Here is a 2,654-nt window from a genome sequence, read left to right on the forward strand (position 1 = left end):
GCGTTTCAGATTCAATCATCTGCAATGGAGTATGCATCCTACATTGAATCTGTTTTCAGTGACTGGAATTCTTATCAGCAGCTGTCACTGTCTTCATTCAACGAATACGAAAGCCGCCTGAACTGGGATGTAGCTGGACGTAAAATCACACAGCTGATGTCGGAATTATAAGGACCTTAAATTGGCTGAAATGGTAATAGTTGTGATCAGGTAAAATCACTTTCCGTTTCCTTTGACTTGCTATAAAGCGGGAATAATTGGATGTCTCAACTGATTGGAGAGGTTTTCTGTTGACATGTATCCATTCTTAAAAGCTTTAATATTAGCTATAAACTGTTTGTAAGTATTACTGTTAACTATGTCAGGATCCAGGTCATTGAGAACATAGTTATTTAAATCCTCCGGAGTTTTAAATGGAATTCCAATAGGCCCTGCAATACCTGCATAGTAGTCGAAATAATCATTGTGGACATACAACAATGGAATTTCTGTGTTGATTGCATCCCAGAATGACCCGCTTGAACAAAGTGAATAATCGGAATTTTCGTAGTAAAAAACTGTAAAAGATGATTCAAGTGTCAGCCGGTCCAGCTCTTCGCGGGTTAATATTCCGAAACCGGGCTTATAATTAACATGTTCATTCAGGAAGCGCTGCATATTTGGATAAACCTTGCCGCAAACATTGAATTTGTATTTCAAACTTCTGGCAAAAGCTTGTTCCGCGAGTTGGAAAAAGTAATGGGTGTTCTTGGCCTTGGTTGCAACTCCTAGTGTCGATAAAACAAGAGGGCGCGAATCTTTGCGGATTAGGGGAGGTTCAGAGAACGGGTAAGGATGGTCAAGAACAATGGCATTCTGTGATGAAAAGGAAGGCAGAACATCAATCAGGTTCCGGTAAATGCTTTTCCCGAGGATGATATAAGTTGCATTAGGAGATTTTTTAGCAAATGCCTGTTTTTGAAAAAAACCCCATATTTTATTTAGAAAGTGCTTGTTGAATTTTAAGGATTCAAGTTCGCCGTGCATTACAATATAGATTGGTGCCCTCTTGTCTCCAAACAATTTATAGAGGAAATGCGCAAATGGGTGAATTAAGAGGATATATAACCTGGCATCTGCATGCTGCATTGTCAGGCGAATAAGTTTTCTGAGTGTTTGAAACTGATGATACGCCCGGATAAATTCTTTAAACCCGCCACGCTTGTCGTAGACCGGAATTTCCCGATAAGTAATATGAGAGCTATCCTCTTTTATAACACGAAGGTGCTCTGACTCTCCCAAAAAAACGATAGGCTCCGACGGGTATGTCTTCGTTAAAAGATCAAGGAAAGATTTATTAAACTGCTCGTGCCTGAAAGCAACGGAGGTTATATCAGATACGTAGATCATATTTGGTTTTCGGTAAAGATCGTTTTATATGGCACATTGATACCTTCATCACTTCTGATCATTGAAGTGAATTTATAAACCGAAAAAACAAACACAATGCCAACCAGTATTATTTTATAGCGGCGTGATGCATTATAATATGCGATTGGAATAGCCAGTATCTGAAAGATATCGTAAGGTCTAGCAATCCTGCTAAATATGGGATTCAGGTGGGTAAATATGATATACAGAACAATTCCGAAAACATAGATATTGAAAATTCCATTGAAGTTTTTATCGCCACTTTCAGTGTAGTTGACAGCTGGTATTAACAATGCCAGAAATAACAATCTGCGGGAAAGCCCTTTCAATAGTGTTGTATACGGATCTTCAATTGCCTCATCACCAAGATCCATATAAACCTCTGTTTTATGTTCCGAAACAGCTGACCCGATCGTTTCAATCATAATATCTGACAAGTAAAAGCTGACAATTATGATTACCAGAATGGCCAGAACGGAAAGTACATTCCACTTTAAATTGTATAGGAAATAGGCAGGGAAAAAGACGAATGAGGATTTATGAACGAGTGTAGCAATAAATACAACAATGGCAAACTTGTAGAATGATCTTTGTTCAATAAAAATGACAGAGAACAATGTAATGCTAATAGCTAAATCCTGCCTTACTCCGAAACCACTGCCTACTAAACTGTAAGACATTAGTAAAAACAGCGCGAAAGCTGGATATGGACTCGTTTTATAAACAGTGTAATAGGTAAACGATACAATGATAAGTGCACATTCGAAAAGAAATAGGGTGTAGTTCTCGGAAAAAAGATTAAAGGATCTCACTATAAGTTCATAGCCAATCTCCATTCCTGTTGCACCAAATTCAACCTGTTTTATTCTGCGAAAATAGGCAAGATAATTTGGCCAGTCTGTTCCTGTTTCCCAACGTAATCCCGCAGTTACAATTACCAGCGTGCCTATTAAGATCAATGGGAAAAGCAGTGACTTATTACTGGCCCTCTTTATAAACAGATCTGCCAATGCAGTTGTACTGAGCAGAAAGTAAATGATAAAGTAAATTGCCATTGCTAATCTAAATGATGATCGAGTTGCACGCTGGATATGTGCCGTTAAGATTTTTTAAGCCCTAATAACTTCTTAATGTTGTCCTTACCATTAATGCCAAATGACCTGATAATCAAATCTACAATCAGAAGCTTGCTGGCAGAAACCATCCAGGAAAAAGGAGGAATAAATTTGTACATCCCGTTGCTT

The 2,654-nt window shown here is 38.2% G+C and carries 2 protein-coding genes; both read right to left on the minus strand.

Annotated elements, in window-relative coordinates; translation table 11 throughout:
• Positions 1-240: 240 nt before the first annotated feature.
• Positions 241-1,389 (minus strand): hypothetical protein, encoded by a 1,149-nt coding sequence (locus tag ACTIE6_RS22440; RefSeq protein ID WP_439558756.1) that lies wholly within the window; start codon positions 1,387-1,389, stop codon positions 241-243.
• Complete coding sequence (locus ACTIE6_RS22445) at positions 1,386-2,420, minus strand: EpsG family protein (RefSeq protein ID WP_439558757.1); 1,035 nt, start codon at positions 2,418-2,420, stop codon at positions 1,386-1,388. The genes ACTIE6_RS22440 and ACTIE6_RS22445 overlap by 4 nt, the downstream gene beginning before the upstream one ends.
• Between the last annotated feature and the right edge of the window lie 234 nt (positions 2,421-2,654).

The sequence above is a fragment of the Dyadobacter sp. genome, from assembly GCF_051859145.1.
Lineage (GTDB): Bacteria > Bacteroidota > Bacteroidia > Cytophagales > Spirosomataceae > Dyadobacter.

Coding starts and splice junctions, on each gene's coding strand:
- ACTIE6_RS22440 (WP_439558756.1), bottom strand. CDS start 1,389: ATGATCTACGTATCTGATATAACCTCCGTTGCTTTCAGGCACGAGCAG.